Raw genomic sequence first — 18,247 nt, forward strand, 5'->3', positions numbered from 1 at the left:
GCTAATTGGGCATCATCTGCGCAGCTTTTTTTTATATATTCTAAAAAGGTTGAAACGTTCTATCGTTTCACTTGAATATATGCACAACTTAGAGGTTTAGCGCCCAATGGCGAAAGAAGAAAATATTGAAATGCAAGGTACAGTTTTAGATACCTTACCTAATACTATGTTCCGTGTTGAATTAGAAAATGGTCATGTTGTAACTGCCCACATTTCTGGCAAAATGCGTAAAAATTACATCCGTATATTAACGGGTGATAAAGTAACGGTTGAATTAACGCCTTACGATTTATCAAAAGGTCGTATTATCTTCCGTGCGAGATAAAGATATCATTAGTTAAGTTATTTAATTATTAAATTAACATAATTTAAAAAGCCTTTAACTTTCGTTAAAGGCTTTTTTATTGGCAATGTAATAAGGTTAATGTTCAATTAACTCTTTTTTACTTTCATAATTGATGACAATATCCCCTTTACGAACACTCACCTTAGCTGTTCCGCCTTGAGTTAACTCACCAAAGAGTAGCTCATTAGCCAATGGTTTTTTAAGGTGCTCTTGAATCAAACGAGACATAGGTCTAGCTCCCATCGTTTTATCGTAACCATGTTCAGCCAACCATTTTTTAGCTTCTTTCGTTAATTCTAACGACACTCCCTTCTCATCTAATTGCGCTTGCAGTTCAACGATAAATTTATCGATAACTTGCTCAATAACAACATTGTCTAAATGATTAAACCAAACAATATTATCTAAGCGGTTTCGAAACTCGGGGGAAAAGACATTGTTAATTTCTTTCATGGCATCAAAACTATGATCTTGTTGTTTAAAACCAATAGACTGACGTGTTGTTTCTTTAACACCCGCATTAGTTGTTAATACTAAGATAATATTTCTAAAGTCAGCTTTTCTACCGTTATTATCAGTTAAGGTGCCATGATCCATCACTTGCAATAAAATGTTATAAACATCTTCATGCGCCTTTTCTATTTCATCAAGCAAAACAACAGCATGTGGATGTTTAATAACAGCATCAGTTAACAACCCACCTTGCTCATACCCTACGTAACCTGGCGGAGCACCAATTAAACGGCTAACAGCATGTTTTTCCATGTACTCAGACATATCGTAACGTAATAACTCAACACCTAAAATATTTGCAAGCTGCTGGGTTATTTCTGTTTTACCAACCCCTGTTGGTCCTGCAAATAAAAATGAGCCAATCGGTTTTTGTTCATTACCTAAACCAGCTCGAGATAATCGAATAACGGAGCTGAGTTGATCAATAGCAGTATCTTGACCAAATACAACAAGTTTAAGATTACGATCTAATGTTTTAAGGCTATCTTTTTCCGTAGACGACACCGATTTTTCCGGAATGCGGGCCATTTTTGCCACAATCATTTCAATATCAGTATTATTAATAACTTTTTTACGTTTAGAGGAGGCTACAAGTTGTTGTTTCGCCCCTGCTTCATCAATAACATCAATCGCTTTATCAGGTAAGAAACGTTCATTAATATACTTAGCAGATAATTGGGCAGCCGCCTTAATGGCCTTTGTGGTATAACGAATGCCATGGTGAGATTCATATTTATTTTTCAAGCCCAATAAAATTTTTGTGGTGTCATCAACACTTGGCTCTGCAATATCTATTTTTTGAAAACGTCTTGCAAGTGCGCGATCTTTTTCAAATATTGATTGATACTCTTGATACGTCGTTGAGCCTAAACAGCGAAGTTTACCTGCCGATAATAACGGTTTGATTAAATTAGACGCATCCATCATGCCACCAGATGCAGCTCCTGCGCCAATTATGGTGTGGATTTCATCAATAAATAAAATAGCATTTTCATCTTGTTCTAAATCTTTTAAAAGCGCTTTAAAACGTTTTTCAAAGTCACCTCGATATTTAGTTCCAGCTAATAGTGCTCCCATATCTAACGAGTAAATAGTGGCTCCAGCTAAAAACTCCGGCACTTTTTCTTCAACAATTAAGTTGGCCAACCCTTCTGCGATAGCCGTTTTACCCACACCGGCTTCACCGACAAATAATGGATTATTTTTACGACGACGACTAAGTACTTGGAGGGTTCGCTCTAGTTCGTCATCACGGCCAATCAGTGGGTCAATATTTCCTTTTTGAGCTTCTTCGTTTAAATTAACAGAGAAGTTTTCAATTGTCCGAGGCTCTTCAACTTGTTGCTCTTCATCTTCAATTGATGAGGTTGACTCAGTGCTTTCTACTTTGGCAATGCCGTGAGAAATAAAATTAACAATATCAAGACGACTAATATCTGATTTTTTTAAGATATAAGCGGCTTGTGATTCTTGTTCACTAAAGATTGCAACTAATACATTAGCTCCACTCACTTCGCTTTTACCTGACGATTGCACATGAAATACAGCACGCTGTAAAACTCGTTGAAAGCCTAATGTTGGCTGTGTTTCTCTCTCGCCTTCTTCTTGAGGAATTACCGGTGTAGTTTCATTAATAAACTCTAATAGACTATTACGTAAATTAGTCATATTAGCTCCACACGCAGATAATACTTCTAACGCTGAAGGATTATCGAGTAACGCTAACAGTAAATGCTCTACGGTCATAAATTCATGTCTAGACTCTTTTGCTTGACGAAAAGCTGAATTTAATGAAATTTCTAAATCTTTATTAAGCATAGGTTACTCCAGTTTTAAACCTTGTGAACAATATCTTTATGGTTACTTTTACTTGTTATTGCAAGCATAAAGAAATACACCTTACGATTGTTCCATCGTACATTTTAACGGATGCTGATTTTCCTTAGCGAAACGTAACACCTGATCAACTTTTGTTTCTGCTATCTCTGCACTATATGTGCCACAAAGACCTTTCCCTTTATAATGGATTGCTAACATAATATCTGTCGCTTTATCTTCGTTCATATTAAAGAAGCGCCTTAATACTTCTATAACAAAATCCATCGGGGTGTAATCATCATTTAGCAAAATCACATTGTACATAGAAGGTTTATCAAACTTGTCTTTTACTTCTTCTTCAACGATCTCTTGATTGTCTGTTTGTTCTTTCCAATTGCTCATATTTCTATAGTAGACTCTGCAGATTAATTTTGCTGTAACTTTTCGTTAATAAATAAATAAAAATGCATTAAAATTTAATAAAATTACTTGACTATTTCTATTATTTATCTACGATTCAATAAGTGGTTATAATTTAGCCGCTCAACTTGTTGTAAACCCCAATTTATCATTGGAATGCAATACGCTTACAGCATACCTAAATACTAAAGGAAATAGAAGGAAGTAGAAGTATGGCTCACGGTACAGTTAAATGGTTTAATAACGCAAAAGGTTTTGGCTTTATTCGTCCTGAAAGTGGTGGTGAAGATATTTTCGCTCACTACTCAACGATTCAAATGGAAGGTTATCGAACGTTAAAAGCCGGACAAGATGTCAATTATGAGCTAAGTGAAGGACCCAAGGGACATCATGCAGAGAGTATTAAACCTACTGAAGATGAATTAGGCGATTAATTTTTAAATAATTTCTCCTTAAAATTAAAAAACACAGCAATTTCGCTGTGTTTTTTTATTGTTTTATTTAGAAAAATAGCGAACTGCTACATATGATCAATAATACAATCACCAAATTCAGAACAAGTGACTAATGTAGCATCATCCATTAACCTTTCAAAATCATAGGTTACTGTTTTAGCACCGATAGCACCTGACATCCCTTTTAACATTAAATCAGCTGCTTCTGTCCATCCCATATGACGTAACATCATTTCAGCAGATAAAATAACCGAACCAGGATTAACTTTATTTTGGCCTGCATATTTAGGTGCTGTGCCATGAGTTGCTTCAAAAATAGCTAAATCATCATTTAAGTTTGCACCAGGAGCAATACCAATACCACCAACTTGTGCTGCTAATGCATCTGATAAATAGTCACCATTTAAATTTAACGTTGCGATAACACTATATTCAGCCGGTCTTAATAAAATTTGCTGCAACATGGCATCGGCAATAACATCTTTGATTATGATTTCTTTACCGGTATTAGGGTTCTTTATTGAACACCAAGGGCCACCATTTAGTAAGTCAGCGCCAAACTCATCACGAGCAAGTTCATAACCCCAATCCTTAAAAGCCCCTTCAGTAAACTTCATTATGTTTCCTTTATGGACTAAGGTTACAGAATCGCGGTTATTATCGATAGCATACTGAATAGCTTTGCGCACTAAACGTTGCGTACCTTCTTTGGATACAGGTTTAACACCAATACCACAGTTTTCAGTAAACCTAATTTTAGTTACACCCATCTCTTGGGTTAAAAAGTTAATAACTTTTTGGGCTGACTCTGTGCCTGCTTGGTATTCAATACCTGCATAAATATCTTCAGAGTTTTCACGGAAAATTACCATATCAACTGCACCGGGATTCTTCACCGGACTTGGAACACCAGTAAACCATTGAACTGGACGTTGGCAAACGTATAAATCAAGTATTTGTCTTAGCGCAACATTTAAAGAGCGCATTCCGCCTCCAACAGGAGTCGTTAGTGGGCCTTTAATGCCAACTTTGTATTCCTTGAACATCTCTAGTGTTTCATCAGGTAACCATGTTTCTGAATCGTATACTTGAGTAGCTTTTTCACCAGCATAAACTTCTAGCCACTCAATAGATTTCGTATCACCATACGATTTTTTTACTGCCGCATTAACGACCTTGATCATTTCAGGAGTCACATCGATCCCGATACCATCACCTTCGATATATGGAATAATCGGGTTATTAGGAACAGATAACTTGCCATTTTCACAAGTGATTTTTTGGCCTTTACTTGGAACAGAAACCTTCGTTGACATATGCATCTCCTAGCAAATAGTTATTTTACAACAGATTTATAACACAAAATAAAACATAAAGAGCAAATACACTAATCACTTTAAAGTGATAGTGACTATTAACAATATAAATGATGTTTATAAAAAAAACACTAGAGATTAACAACTTCCAATAAGTTTATTTCCACTTAGCATGGTGTAAAGGCTTTCAGGCAAGGTATAGATTGAAATATATGAGTACTGCTTTATTAAACATTTACCAGAGTCTGTAAACGATTAATAAACAATTTTTTTAAAAAAAAGGCTAAGTTTCACAACTTAGCCTTATCTCTTTAGGTGTAAATAATTAACAGAGATATTAATTGTTTACATAAGCTTTACTTACAATAAAATATCTAAGATAAAGTTAAATGTGTTGCTAGGACGCATAAATTGAGATGCAAGCGAATCATCTGGCATATAATAACCTGACACTTCAGCAGCAACACCTTGAGCATTATTAAGCTCAGCTACAATTTTATCTTCATGCTTAGATAGTGCTTTAGCAATCGCAAAGAAGTTCATCTTTAACTCTTCGTCTTTTGATTGCTCAGCTAAGGCTTGAGCCCAATAAAGAGCCAGATAAAAATGACTACCGCGATTATCTAGTTCACCCACTTTACGAGAAGGCGACTTGTTATTTTCTAGAAATGTACCTGTAGCAGCATCTAATGTGTCCGCTAATATTTGTGCTTTAACATTACCTGTTGTAACACTTAAGTGCTCTAATGAAGCAGCAAGTGCTAAAAATTCACCTAATGAATCCCAACGTAAATGGTTTTCTTTTTCAAACTGTTGAACATGTTTAGGTGCTGAGCCACCTGCCCCTGTTTCAAATAAGCCGCCACCATTCATTAATGGTACGATAGACAACATTTTTGCACTAGTACCTAGTTCTAAAATTGGGAATAAATCAGTTAAGTAGTCACGTAAAACATTACCAGTAACTGATATTGTATCTTCACCTTTAGCAATACGTGCTAATGACACTTTACATGCTTCAACAGGGCTTAAAATTTGAATATCTAAACCATTAGTATCGTGGTTAGGCAAATATTTGTTCACTTTCTCGATAATTTGACGATCGTGTGCACGATTACTGTCTAACCAGAAAATTGCAGGAACATTCGTTGCACGAGCACGAGAAACGGCTAATTTAACCCAGTCTTGAATAGGTGCATCTTTAACTTGACACATTCTCCAAATATCACCTTGCTCAACATTATGTTCTAACAAAATGTTACCGTCAGCATCAATCACAGCAACAGAACCTTTACCACTCATCACAAACGTTTTATCGTGAGAGCCATATTCTTCCGCTTTTTGAGCCATTAAGCCAACATTTGGAACGGTACCCATTGTCGTTGGATCGAAAGCACCATTTTCTTTACAAAAATCAACAACCGCTTGAAAAACACCAGCATAACAACGATCTGGGATCATAGCTTTGGTATCTTTTAACTTGCCATCTGGTCCCCACATCATGCCTGAAGAGCGTAATGTCGCTGGCATTGAAGCATCAACAATCACATCACTTGGTACATGTAAATTGGTAATTCCTTTATCAGAATCAACCATAGCTAATGCTGGACGGCTAGCATAAACGGCAGCTAAATCAGCTTCAATAGCTTCTTTTTTGTCTTGTGGTAAACGTTGGATCTTAGCGTAAACATCACCGATACCATTATCCGCATCAACTCCTAACTGAGAGAATGTTTCCGCGTATTTATCAAACACTTCTTTGTAATAGACTTTAACTGCATAACCAAAGATAACCGGATCAGATACTTTCATCATTGTTGCTTTTAAATGCAAAGACAATAAAACATCTTCTTCTTTCGCTTTATTGATTTCTTGTTGATAAAAGTCAACAAGTGCTGCTTTACTCATCACAGATGCATCGATAACTTCATCAGCTAAAATGTCTAAATGCTCTTTTAATACTTTGCTTGAACCATCTTCGCCAGTAAATTGAATTTTTACTGTGGTGGCTTTTGCTAAAGTAGTCGATTGCTCACTTGAGTAGAAATCACCATTTGGCATACTAGCAACATGAGATTTAGACGTTGAAGACCATTCACCCATTGAATGAGGGTTACTTCTTACGTAGTTTTTAACTGATGCTGGCGCGCGACGGTCTGAATTACCTTCACGTAATACAGGGTTTACTGCACTACCTTTAATTTTATCGTAAGTGTACTTAATTGATTGCTCAGCATCATTTTGTGGTTCTTCAGGATAGTTCGGTAACTCGTATCCTTTTGCCTGTAATTCTTTAATAGCAGCGTGAAGCTGTGGAACTGACGCACTAATGTTAGGTAATTTAATAATATTAGCATCGGGTTGAGTTGCTAAAACACCTAATTCAGCTAACGCATCATCTATACGTTGCTCTTTAGTCAAATATTTAGGAAAATTAGCAATAATTCGCCCTGCTAAAGAGATATCGCGAGTTTCTACATTAATCCCAGAAGATGCAGTATAAGCTTGGATGATGGGTAATAATGAGTGCGTAGCTAAAGCAGGCGCTTCGTCGGTAATGGTATAGATAATTTTTGATGAATCAGTGCTCATTGAGTTTCCTACTTAAGGTTAGCCTAAACAAGTGAATTAATATTCATATATATGCTATTAATATTCACTTATAATCAGAAATATTTAATTTTTCGCGCGCATAATAGCGGAATTTATCAAGTATTGACAGAGCCAAGCTCAAACAGTTATCGATTTATATAAGGTAAGTTAACGTGACACTTAACCAAAACAAAGTAAATACGCGACGTAACGCAAAATACAGGAAAAAGGTCCAACCAGTTATAAAAGAAAGAAAAGTTGTCTTATTCAATAAACCTTTTGATGTTTTATGCCAGTTTACTGATGATCAAAATAGGCAAACCCTGCAAGATTTTATCCCGATAAAAGAGGTTTATGCTGCTGGAAGATTAGACAAAGATAGCGAAGGCCTCTTGTTATTAACTAATGATGGAAAATTACAAGATAAACTTGCAAGTCCAAAACACAAAACAGATAAAACTTATTGGGTTCAAGTTGAGGGGCAACCCTGTGAAGCGGACATTGCCAAATTGCGCTCGGGTGTTGTCCTTAAAGATGGGTTAACGTTACCGGCAAAAGTTAGCATTATGCCTGAGCCAAAAGTTTGGCAACGCACACCACCTATAAGAGAGCGAGCTAATATTCCTACTACTTGGTTATCTATCACGATCAATGAAGGTCGCAATCGTCAAGTTAGACGCATGACAGCAAATATTGGTTTTCCAACATTAAGATTAATACGCTATAGCATTGGCGAATGGACAATCAACGACATAGATTCCGGGCAATATAAGCAAATTGATATAAAATAGAAAAAAATAATGCGTTAAAAGAAATAAAAACTGATTTTTAATCTATTACCTAATTATTGCTCATGCTATAATTTCGCGCCTTTTTTACAGTTAACATGTACATATAACAAGCAAGATGACAACAGACTCTACAACATTATTAAATACCGACAGCATAGAAAATATTGCGAAATCTCCCGCTGATACCAAAGTTATAGTAGGTATGTCAGGCGGCGTTGACTCTTCTGTATCTGCCTATCTATTAATCGAGCAAGGTTATCAAGTAGAAGGTTTGTTTATGAAAAACTGGGAAGAAGACGATACCGACGAGTATTGTGCCGCAGCACAGGACTTGGAAGACGCTCAAGCAATATGTGACAAGCTTGGTATCAAGTTGCATACCATTAATTTTGCTACTGAGTACTGGGATAATGTATTTGAATACTTCCTTGCAGAATATAAAGCAGGTCGTACTCCTAATCCCGATATTATGTGTAATAAAGAAATTAAATTTAAAGCTTTTTTAGAGTTTGCTTGTGAAGATTTAGGTGCTGATTACATTGCGACAGGACATTACGTACAAAGAGATTTTCGTACATCAACAGACAATCAATCACATTGGACGATGATCCGTGGTTTAGATTCAAATAAAGATCAAAGCTACTTTCTTTATACTTTAAATGAAAAACAGCTAGCGCATACCTTATTTCCGGTTGGTAATATTGAAAAGCCGGCAGTAAGAGCGATTGCTGAAAAAGCGGGTTTAATTACACATAACAAAAAAGACAGTACCGGTATTTGTTTTATCGGAGAACGAAAATTCAAAGATTTTTTAGGTCAATATTTACCTGCTCAGCCCGGTGTTATCGAATCAACAGAAGGTGAGGCAATTGGCCAGCATGATGGCTTGATGTATCACACGTTAGGTCAAAGAAAAGGGTTGAAAATTGGTGGGCTTGCAAATGCAGGAGAAGCACCATGGTATGTTGTTGAAAAAGATTTAATACGTAATGTACTTATTGTTGGTCAAGGACATAATCACCCTCGCCTATTTTCAAAAGGTTTAATGGCAAACCAATTACATTGGGTTGATCGCAAAGCGTTAACTCAACCTTTAGTTTGCACGGTAAAAACACGTTATCGTCAACAAGATGTTGCTTGCACTGTAACCCCATTAACATTGAACGAGCCAAACAGCGAAGGTTCGTTAAATGATGAATATGAGATATTATTCAACGAACAACAAAGCTCTGTAACGCCTGGTCAATCAGTAGTGTTTTACCAAGGCGATGTTTGTTTAGGCGGCGGTATAATCAATACGTTAATTCGATAAATACGAAATAGCGCTCATTATATGACGCTACCTTAAACCCATAGATTGAGAAAATTGTATTAATGCTTAAAGAACAAACGTTAACTTTTGCCGTAGTTTGTCAAGTGGCTCACTTAGTTCAAACCCTTTCGCGTACTGGACAAATAGATGAGCATGATTTAACTATTTTATTACGTAGTATCACCATTACCTCTCCTAAAAATAGTTTAGAAGTTTATGGTGGGCAATTAACGAATATCAAAATGGGTTTAGAGTTACTCATTACCCATTTAGGTGGGAAGTCTCAGCAAAAAGATCCCGAATTTACTCGATACATTGTTAGTTTGTTAAATTTAGAGCGCCAATTAAATAAAAAACCGAAACTGCTTAATGCATTGGGTGAGCGCATTGAACAAACCAATAGACAATTAGAGCATTATGATATTACAAGTGATACTTTACTCGCGAGTTTCGCCAGTATATACAGTGATATTGTTAGCCCAATTGGTGCACGAATTCAAGTAGCTGGAGAGCCTAGTATACTCAAGCAAACCATCAATCAGCATAAAATAAGATCATTACTACTCGCAGGAGTACGTGCCTCGGTATTATGGCGCCAAGTTGGTGGTCAACGACGTAAAATTCTATTTGGTCGCGCAAAAATAGTGGCATGCGCGCAGCAAATGCTTAAAGACATACATTGATCATTCGCTTGATAATAAAATGATCAGACAACATTTAGTAAATAACTTTAATCTTTAATCTTTAATAATATTTTGACTCAGGAATAACTATGGAACTTTCAGCATTAAGTGCAATTTCACCAGTAGACGGTCGTTATGGCAGCAAAGTAAAATCATTACGCCCTATTTTTAGTGAATTTGGTTTAATTAAATACCGTGTAACGGTTGAAGTACGTTGGTTACAAAAGCTTGCTTCAACAGCAGCAATTAATGAAGTGCCTGCATTTAGTGATGAAGCCAATGCGTTACTTAACGCTATTGTTAACGATTTTTGTGAAGCTGACGCTCAAAAAATTAAAGATATTGAAGCAACAACTAATCATGATGTGAAAGCCGTTGAATATTTTTTAAAAGAAAAAATTGCAAACAACTCAGAACTTCATGCTATTACTGAATTTATTCACTTTGCTTGTACTTCTGAAGATATTAATAACCTTTCTCACGGCTTAATGCTCAAAGAGTGTCGTGAAACCGTTTTATTACCTGAAATTGATAAAATATTAGCAGCAATCAAAGCCCTTGCTGTTGAATACAAAGCAATTCCAATGATGTGTCGTACGCATGGTCAACCTGCTTCACCAAGTACACTTGGTAAAGAAATGGCCAATGTTTACATTCGTCTTCAACGCCAACGTGAGCAAATTGCTAATGTTGAAATATTAGGAAAAATTAATGGCGCGGTAGGAAATTATAACGCCCACATATCTGCTTACCCAGAAGTTAATTGGCATGAATTTGCTGATGAATTTGTTACTTCACTCGATTTAACTTGGAATGCATTTACCACGCAAATTGAACCGCATGACTATATTGCAGAGCTGTTTGATGCCATTGCTCGTTTTAACACGATCTTAATCGATTTTGATCGCGATGTATGGGGTTACATTGCCATGGGGCATTTCAAGCAAAAGACTATTGCGGGTGAAATAGGTTCATCAACAATGCCGCATAAAGTTAACCCTATCGATTTTGAAAACTCAGAAGGAAACTTAGGTATTGCTAATGCGTTATTTACTCATTTAGCACAGAAGTTACCTATTTCTCGCTGGCAGCGTGACTTAACCGATTCAACGGTATTACGTAATTTAGGTGTGGGTTTCGCACATGGGTTAATTGCTTATCAAGCAACCTTAAAAGGGATCAGCAAATTAGAAGTAAATGCTGATAACTTATTAAATGAGTTGGACAACAACTGGGAGGTTCTAGCTGAGCCAGTTCAAACGGTAATGCGTCGTTACGGTATTGAAAAACCCTATGAAAAATTAAAAGAGCTTACACGTGGTAAACGTGTTAATGGTGAATCTATGCGCGACTTTATTATGACGCTTGAATTACCTGACAGCGTTAAAGCTGAACTTTGTTTATTAACACCTGCCAGTTACATTGGCCGAGCTGTTGCTTTCATTGATGAACTAAAATAAGCCATTATTTACTCATAATGAAATTAAATTAAAAAGGAGGCTACGGCCTTCTTTTTTCTCTTTAAGCATATAACTTTTAGGACGATAATTATGAACACCTTGCATTGGGGAGACTTAACCCCTGAAAAATTCCTGAACGAATACTGGCAGAAAAAACCTTTAATTATTAAAGGAGCATTTAATAACTTCCAAGATACTATTTCTGCTGATGAGTTAGCGGGTTTAGCAATGGAGCAAGAAATTCAATCAAGAATTATCACTAAAAAATTTGAAGGTGATCAATACAAGTGGCAAGTTAATCACGGACCTTTTGAAAGTTTTGATCAATTTGGAGAGTCAGGTTGGACACTACTTGTACAGGCGGTAAATAATTTTTCTCCTCAGAGCCAATCATTGTTAGACAATTTTAAATTTGTTCCCAACTGGCGAGTTGATGATGTTATGGTCAGTTTTTCTACGCCTGATGGTGGTGTTGGCGCGCATCTAGATCAATATGATGTATTTATTATTCAAGGCATGGGAAAACGTCATTGGCAAGTTGGTGCACCAGATCCAAGTTTAACCGAGCTATTGCCCCACCCCGATTTAAAACAAGTATCAGACTTTACACCTGTTATAAATGAAGTGACTGAGCCTGGAGATTTACTTTATATTCCTCCTAATCATCCACATAACGGCGTAGCAATCGACAATTCACTTAACTTTTCCATTGGTTTTCAAGCACCTAACAATCAAGAACTATTTTCTGGATTTGCCGATAAGTTACTTGATGATGATAGCGCTACAGCACGCTTTGATGATATTAAAAGAAAAGTAACACAAACGCCTGAAATGCTATCGGTTAACGATATTGATAACTTAAAAAGCTTTATGCATGGTGCACTTGAAAACGAGGCTTTGTTTAACCAGTTTATTGGGGCATTTTTAACGCAAGCTCACCACCCTTTAGAATTATTAATTCCAGTTAATCCTATTCTTGATGATCAATTAGACGATATTTTAGCCGAAGAAGATAACTTGTTTACCCCGGTATCAGGCATAAAAGCGTTAATTATTGGTGAAAATACGCAAACTTTATTTATAAGTGGTGAATCTTTCCAACTCAATGAAAACACTAAAGAATTAGGAAGAGTTTTGGCAAAAGGCTACTCAATGACAACAAATCAAGCAAAAAGTTTCACCAATTGTTTGAAAAATAGACAGTTGTTAACTAGTGTTTTAAATAAGGGGTTTTGGTTCATAGAGTAACGGTTGCATTAGAATGTCATACAGTATCAGTCGGGTTGAGTGGGAGCAAGCTGCTCCCCTGTTAAAAAAAGTAAGAGAAAAAGTATTTATTTGTGAATGGCGTATTCCAAGAAAAATTGAGTTCGATAACAATGATCGAACTGCTTTTCATATATTAATTTGTGATGATATTAGCCAAGAGCCTATAGCCACTGGACGTATTTTATCTACAGGTGAAATTAGTCGAATTGCGGTTTTAATGCCATTTAGAGATGACAATATAGATAAAGTCGTATTGCATAACCTATTTAAAATTGCGAAAGAGCTTGATTTAAATGAAGTATATATTCACAGCCCTTTAGATACTGTGGATTATTTTACTAAACAAGACTTCAGCACTGTTGGTTCTGTTTTTATGGAAGCTGGTATGCCTAGGCAACGAATGGCATGTTTAGTTGAAAACGCAATAGACAATAGTAGCCTCTCTAAATGTTATTTAAGTCATTAATAACGATTTCATTATCTGCTTTACCAAAGTGTCTCATCATTAAACATTTGAAAGAGTATTTTGGCTTGACTATTTAAACGATGAGCTAATTTATTTTGTTTTTCTACCCTTGCCGCTAATAAATTCTCTGCCTGTAATTGCCATTTTAATGAAAAATGACGAACAGCGTCTCTAGCTTTTAACGCAACTTCAGCATTAGCATGATCAAAAGGTAAATCTCCACCGACCACCCAAAGTGCCGACTTATTAGCTAATGTTAGTTTCCATAAAGAGAATAGCGGCATTAAATATTTGTTCTCACTAATTAAAACATCCTCAATGATATAGCCTTTATTCTCTAAATATTCTAAGGCGATTAAGTACTGTGCTTTTTTCCACGCTTGTTGCGAAACCACCGACATTGTTCCTCCTAAATTCATCGTTATTTATGTACGCTTTACTTCACAGTTTGAATCGACGCTATTTTTCGCTTTTGTAGCTTGATAATAAGTGAGGTGGTAATGTGCGCATCGATACATAACTAGAGTATAAACTAGAAATAGTCATCCATCTTTTTCACGGAGAAAATAACGTGGCCCTTTTTGATTTAGTAGATTTTGACAACCACGAGCAAGTGGTTTTTTGTAGTGACGAAGCATCAGGCTTAAAAGCGATAATCGCCATTCACAGCACAAAGTTAGGTGCGGCTGTTGGAGGGTGTAGAATGTGGGATTATGCAAGCGATGAAGATGCTCTCATCGATGTTCTTCGTTTATCAAAAGGCATGACCTATAAAAACGCCATGGCAGGATTAACCATGGGTGGTGGTAAATCAGTGATCATCGGAGATGCAAAAAAACTTAAGTCTCCTGCGTTATTTAAAGCATTTGGCAAGGCCTTAAATAACATTAATGGTCGTTATTTAAGTGCAGAAGATGTCAACATTACCACCGATGATATTGCTATTGCTAATACGGTAACACCTTTTGTAACAGGCACTGAAGGAAAAAGCGGTAACCCTGCTCCATTTACAGCGTTAGGTACATTTTTAGGTATTAAAGCCGCTGTAAAATTTAAATTTAATATCGATAATTTAACAGGGTTAACGGTAGCTGTTCAAGGCTTAGGTAGCGTTGGCTACGCACTATGTCGACACTTACATGATGCTGGCGCACAACTTATAGTCACGGATATCAATCCTAGCACTTTAGATAAGGCGGCTAGCGAATTTGGCGCTAAAGTTGTTGGTTTAGAAGAAATATATGACCAAAACGCCGACATATATGCTCCTTGTGCGCTCGGTGCAACAGTTAATGACGATACCATTAACCGTATAAAAGCAAAAATCATCGCTGGTTGTGCGAATAACCAATTAGCTAACACAAGCCTTGATAAACGCTTGCAAGATTTAGACGTGTTATATGCGCCTGATTATGTCATTAATGCAGGAGGAATTATCAATGTTTCTTTCGAAAATGATTACTGCATTGACACCTCAACGGCAAAAGTTAAAGAAATTTATCAAACACTTTTACATGTATTTGAAACAGCAAAAGCGCAAAATAAGCCAACAGGTGAAGTTGCTGATGCGATGGCCAGAGAAATAATTGCAAACGGTGGAAAATAACAACACTCATCTCGTATAAAAGCCAATAACACTATTGGCTTTTTTGAATTACTTCATAACCCCCCTATATTTGTACCCCTTTAAAGTCCTATGATTAAATAAGTAAAATTATATTAAGTGTTAGAATTGACGAGGTAAAAGCAGTACAATATTGCCATAATTTAGCGTTACTGAAAAAGACAAACAACATGATAACACCTTGGTACAAAGAGCCGTGGGCTTGGTTAGTATTTATTCTTCCCTTTACTGCTGTAGTCGCTGGCATTGCTACCTATATAATTGCTAATCATGAGCCTGATCCCCTCGTTGTTGGTGAATATTATAAAGAAGGCAAAGCAATTAATGTCCAATTAGCTAAAGTAAAATTAGCACAAAAGCTTGGTATTAAATTTGAATTACAATACGCTAATGATAAATTGGTTATCAAGCCTACAGGCATTGAAAAAAGCTTCCCGCTTTTAAATGTTAATTTTTACCACCCAACCCAAGACTTTAAAGATTTTTATTTAGCTTTAACTCCCGATGGCTCTGGCTATTTTCGTCACGACTTTTCTGATATCAACGATACTGAAACTCAAGAAGACATTAAGCAACTTGATGGAAAATGGCGCGTTACCATTAGTCCTTTTGAAGATCATTGGAAAATTCAAAACACCTTATATTTTCCCCAATCTAAATTTATTGAAGTGCTGCCTGATTTAAAACAAGCGAATTAATTCATGTCTGAGAATTGCTTTCATTGCGGGGAATCCATCCCTGCAGGCATAAATATAGCGGTAATCATCAATAATCAATCACAACCAATGTGCTGTATAGGTTGTGAAGCAGTTGCCAATACTATTATTGACAATAATTTAACTGACTATTACCGTTTTAGAACTGAACCTGCTCATAAAGGCTCAACGATTATTCCAGAGCAGCTTCAGCGCAACCAGTTACTTGATGATGAAAGCCTTCAGGATGAATTTACCTATAAAACAGATCATTACAAAGAAACCATATTAAGTATTGAAGGGATTAGTTGCTCTGCTTGTGCATGGCTTATTGAAATGCAGTTGGAAAAAGTGGCCGGTGTATTATCTATCACTGTTAATGCCACTACACAACGTGCCACAATTAGGTGGCATGACGACGTTATCCATTTAAGTGACATTATTAACCAAATTGAACATATTGGTTATCAAGCCTTCCCTTTTAAAGCGAGTCAATCTGAAGAAAACAACCAACGACAAGCTAAAAGCTTTATCAAACGTTTAGGGATATCCGGCATTTTAATGATGCAAGTGATGATGATAGCTGCTGGTTTATATTTCGGTGCGTTTTCAGGCATGGCTGAGCATACAATAGTTTACTTACGTTGGGCGAGCTTAGCGTTAACCTTACCTATCGTCAGCTATGGCGCATTTCCATTTTACCAAGGCGCAATTCGTTCATTAAAAGCACGCAAATTATCAATGGATGTTCCTGTTGCTATCGCTATTTCACTTGCATTTAGTGCCAGTGTTTGGGCGACAATCAGTCAACAAGGAGAAGTGTATTTTGAGTCTGTCTCTATGTTCACTTTTCTTTTGTTAATTGGCAAATTTCTAGAATTTAGAGCAAGATCACGTGCCGCAGAAGTCTCCGCCAACCTGTTAAAACTAATGCCGATGACGGCAACTAAACTTGTAAAGAATAAAGAAAGCTTTATAGCAGCTAAAAAATTAGTAATGGGCGATTTAGTTTTAATTAAAGCAGGAGAAATCGTCCCTGCAGATGGCGTAATTCAAACAGGTAAAAGCCAGTTAAATGAAGCGATGCTTTCTGGTGAACAGTTGCCAATAACCAAATCTGTTGGTGATAAAGTATTTGCTGGCACCATAAATGGAGATAGCAATTTAGTTATCCAGGTAACGCACCCTGCTGGTCATTCATTTTTAAGTCAGCTCATACGCTTAAGTGAAGCATCTCAAGCGCACAAGCCCAAATTAGCGCTGTTATCCGATAAAATAGCGCAGTATTTTGTCGCATTAATTTTAGTTTGCGCCATTGCTACTGCTATCTATTGGCAACAACATCTTCCAGAAGAAGCTTTTTGGATTACACTATCTGTTCTCGTTGTTACCTGCCCTTGTGCTTTATCTTTAGCAACGCCAACCGCTTTAACTTGCTCAACAACACGGCTAAACCGTGATGGTATTATGATCAAGTCAAGTCATGTTATGGAAACAATGCCCAAAGCAACTTGCTATGCCTTTGATAAAACAGGTACCTTAACTACAGGTGAGTTTGTTATCGCTAAAACTATATTATTAGATGGTCATAACAAAAATGATATTTTATCCTTAGCTGCAGCACTTGAAAGTCATTCAGAACACCCTTTAGCTAAAGCCTTTAAATGTTATAGGGATTTTACTTTAAACGCATCGAATATTATCGTGCATCCAGGAAAAGGTATTTCTGGTACTTTCAATAACAAAAAATATACCATTGGTAAGCCTTCATGGCTTTTATCAAATCACGACTTAGAAAAGCAGTATTTAGATGCGCAATGTGTACTGGTGTGTTCTACTTTAACAAATGAAGAATCAGGATCTTCTTCAACGCACAATAATGAGCTAGTTGCTGTTTTTTATCTTGAAGATAAATTAAGAGATGATGCAGTCACCCTATTGAATCAGTTTACAAAGGCAAAGATAAAATCTGTAATGTTATCGGGCGATAACGAAGCTGGTTGTCGTAAAATTGCCACATTATTGCCACTCGATAATGTGTATAGTGGATTAAGCGCTAACGATAAAGTTAATCATATTAAAAAGCTCCAAGGCTTATTAACCAAGTCTACTACAACAGTAGCTAACTCCAAACAGCACCATAACGTGGTAATGGTAGGCGATGGTGTAAACGACGCTCCTGTATTTGGTGCAGCTCATGTTTCTATTGCTATGGGTAATGGTACAGATATTGCTAAAAATGGCGCTGATGTTATTTTATTAAATAACCAATTAAGTTCGTTAGCTACGCTAGCCAAAGTAGCTAATAAAAATCGACGAATTATCATTCAAAATTATTGTTGGGCTTTTGGTTACAATGCCATAGTATTACCATTAGCTATGTCGGGGTATATTACACCTTATATGGCAGTAATTGGCATGTCAGCAAGCTCACTAATTGTTATCACTAATTCATTGCGTTTACTGAAAAAAAACACTTAAACAATT

The 18,247-nt window shown here is 36.5% G+C and carries 16 protein-coding genes; 11 read left to right on the plus strand and 5 right to left on the minus strand.

The window, feature by feature from the left end; translation table 11 throughout:
* Positions 1-106: 106 nt before the first annotated feature.
* Complete coding sequence (gene infA / locus AC27G3_RS05580) at positions 107-325, plus strand: translation initiation factor IF-1 (protein WP_011043571.1); 219 nt, start codon at positions 107-109, stop codon at positions 323-325.
* Between the two features lie 96 nt (positions 326-421).
* Here infA and clpA read toward each other — a convergent pair whose 3' ends face one another.
* Positions 422-2,677, minus strand: coding sequence for an ATP-dependent Clp protease ATP-binding subunit ClpA (clpA, locus tag AC27G3_RS05585; protein WP_487119585.1), 2,256 nt, complete (start codon positions 2,675-2,677; stop codon positions 422-424).
* 81 nt (positions 2,678-2,758) lie between these two features.
* The gene (gene clpS, locus AC27G3_RS05590) at positions 2,759-3,079 is read right to left on the minus strand and encodes an ATP-dependent Clp protease adapter ClpS (RefSeq protein ID WP_487119587.1); all 321 of its coding nucleotides are present in this window, start codon (positions 3,077-3,079) and stop codon (positions 2,759-2,761) included.
* Between the two features lie 230 nt (positions 3,080-3,309).
* Here clpS and cspD point away from each other — a divergent pair, with 230 nt between their 5' ends.
* On the plus strand, positions 3,310-3,531 hold the full coding sequence (gene cspD / locus AC27G3_RS05595) for a cold shock domain-containing protein CspD (protein WP_487119589.1): 222 nt from the start codon (positions 3,310-3,312) through the stop codon (positions 3,529-3,531).
* 86 nt (positions 3,532-3,617) lie between these two features.
* On the opposite strand, the gene icd is transcribed toward cspD, so the two are convergent.
* Positions 3,618-4,868, minus strand: coding sequence for an NADP-dependent isocitrate dehydrogenase (icd, locus tag AC27G3_RS05600; RefSeq protein ID WP_487119590.1), 1,251 nt, complete (start codon positions 4,866-4,868; stop codon positions 3,618-3,620).
* Between the two features lie 360 nt (positions 4,869-5,228).
* A complete protein-coding gene (locus AC27G3_RS05605) occupies positions 5,229-7,460 on the minus strand; it encodes an NADP-dependent isocitrate dehydrogenase (RefSeq protein ID WP_487119591.1) in 2,232 nt (743 codons plus the stop codon).
* Between the two features lie 173 nt (positions 7,461-7,633).
* On the opposite strand from AC27G3_RS05605, the gene AC27G3_RS05610 reads away from it, so the two are divergent.
* The 6 genes from AC27G3_RS05610 to AC27G3_RS05635 all read left to right on the plus strand — a co-directional run bounded on the left by AC27G3_RS05610 (position 7,634) and on the right by AC27G3_RS05635 (position 13,441).
* Positions 7,634-8,251: a pseudouridine synthase gene (locus AC27G3_RS05610; protein ID WP_487119593.1), complete on the plus strand. Its 618-nt coding sequence runs from the start codon at positions 7,634-7,636 to the stop codon at positions 8,249-8,251.
* A 115-nt stretch (positions 8,252-8,366) separates the two neighbouring features.
* Positions 8,367-9,563: a tRNA 2-thiouridine(34) synthase MnmA gene (gene mnmA, locus AC27G3_RS05615; RefSeq protein WP_487119595.1), complete on the plus strand. Its 1,197-nt coding sequence runs from the start codon at positions 8,367-8,369 to the stop codon at positions 9,561-9,563.
* A gap of 62 nt (positions 9,564-9,625) precedes the next feature.
* Entirely contained in the window at positions 9,626-10,246 is a 621-nt protein-coding gene (hflD, locus tag AC27G3_RS05620; RefSeq protein ID WP_487119597.1) for a high frequency lysogenization protein HflD, read from the plus strand.
* An 89-nt stretch (positions 10,247-10,335) separates the two neighbouring features.
* Positions 10,336-11,706, plus strand: a complete 1,371-nt coding sequence (gene purB / locus AC27G3_RS05625; protein WP_487119599.1) for an adenylosuccinate lyase — start codon at positions 10,336-10,338, stop codon at positions 11,704-11,706.
* Between the two features lie 90 nt (positions 11,707-11,796).
* Positions 11,797-12,954, plus strand: a complete 1,158-nt coding sequence (locus tag AC27G3_RS05630) for a JmjC domain-containing protein (RefSeq protein ID WP_487119601.1) — start codon at positions 11,797-11,799, stop codon at positions 12,952-12,954.
* 13 nt (positions 12,955-12,967) lie between these two features.
* Positions 12,968-13,441, plus strand: a complete 474-nt coding sequence (locus tag AC27G3_RS05635; RefSeq protein WP_487119602.1) for a GNAT family N-acetyltransferase — start codon at positions 12,968-12,970, stop codon at positions 13,439-13,441.
* Positions 13,442-13,461: 20 nt separating this feature from the next.
* Here the strand turns inward: AC27G3_RS05635 and AC27G3_RS05640 are convergent, their stop codons facing one another.
* Positions 13,462-13,842 (minus strand): DUF4826 family protein, encoded by a 381-nt coding sequence (locus AC27G3_RS05640; protein ID WP_487119604.1) that lies wholly within the window; start codon positions 13,840-13,842, stop codon positions 13,462-13,464.
* A gap of 170 nt (positions 13,843-14,012) precedes the next feature.
* On the opposite strand from AC27G3_RS05640, the gene AC27G3_RS05645 reads away from it, so the two are divergent.
* The 3 genes from AC27G3_RS05645 (at position 14,013) to AC27G3_RS05655 (ending at position 18,241) form a co-directional block, all read left to right on the plus strand.
* Complete coding sequence (locus AC27G3_RS05645) at positions 14,013-15,047, plus strand: Leu/Phe/Val dehydrogenase (protein WP_487119606.1); 1,035 nt, start codon at positions 14,013-14,015, stop codon at positions 15,045-15,047.
* Between the two features lie 188 nt (positions 15,048-15,235).
* Positions 15,236-15,763 carry a FixH family protein gene (locus tag AC27G3_RS05650; RefSeq protein ID WP_487119608.1) on the plus strand — a complete coding sequence of 176 codons (528 nt, stop codon included), beginning with the start codon at positions 15,236-15,238 and terminating at the stop codon, positions 15,761-15,763.
* Positions 15,764-15,766: 3 nt separating this feature from the next.
* Entirely contained in the window at positions 15,767-18,241 is a 2,475-nt protein-coding gene (locus AC27G3_RS05655) for a heavy metal translocating P-type ATPase (RefSeq protein WP_487119609.1), read from the plus strand.
* Positions 18,242-18,247 lie beyond the last annotated feature (6 nt).

The organism is Colwellia sp. SU-HH01217 (genome assembly GCF_057543495.1).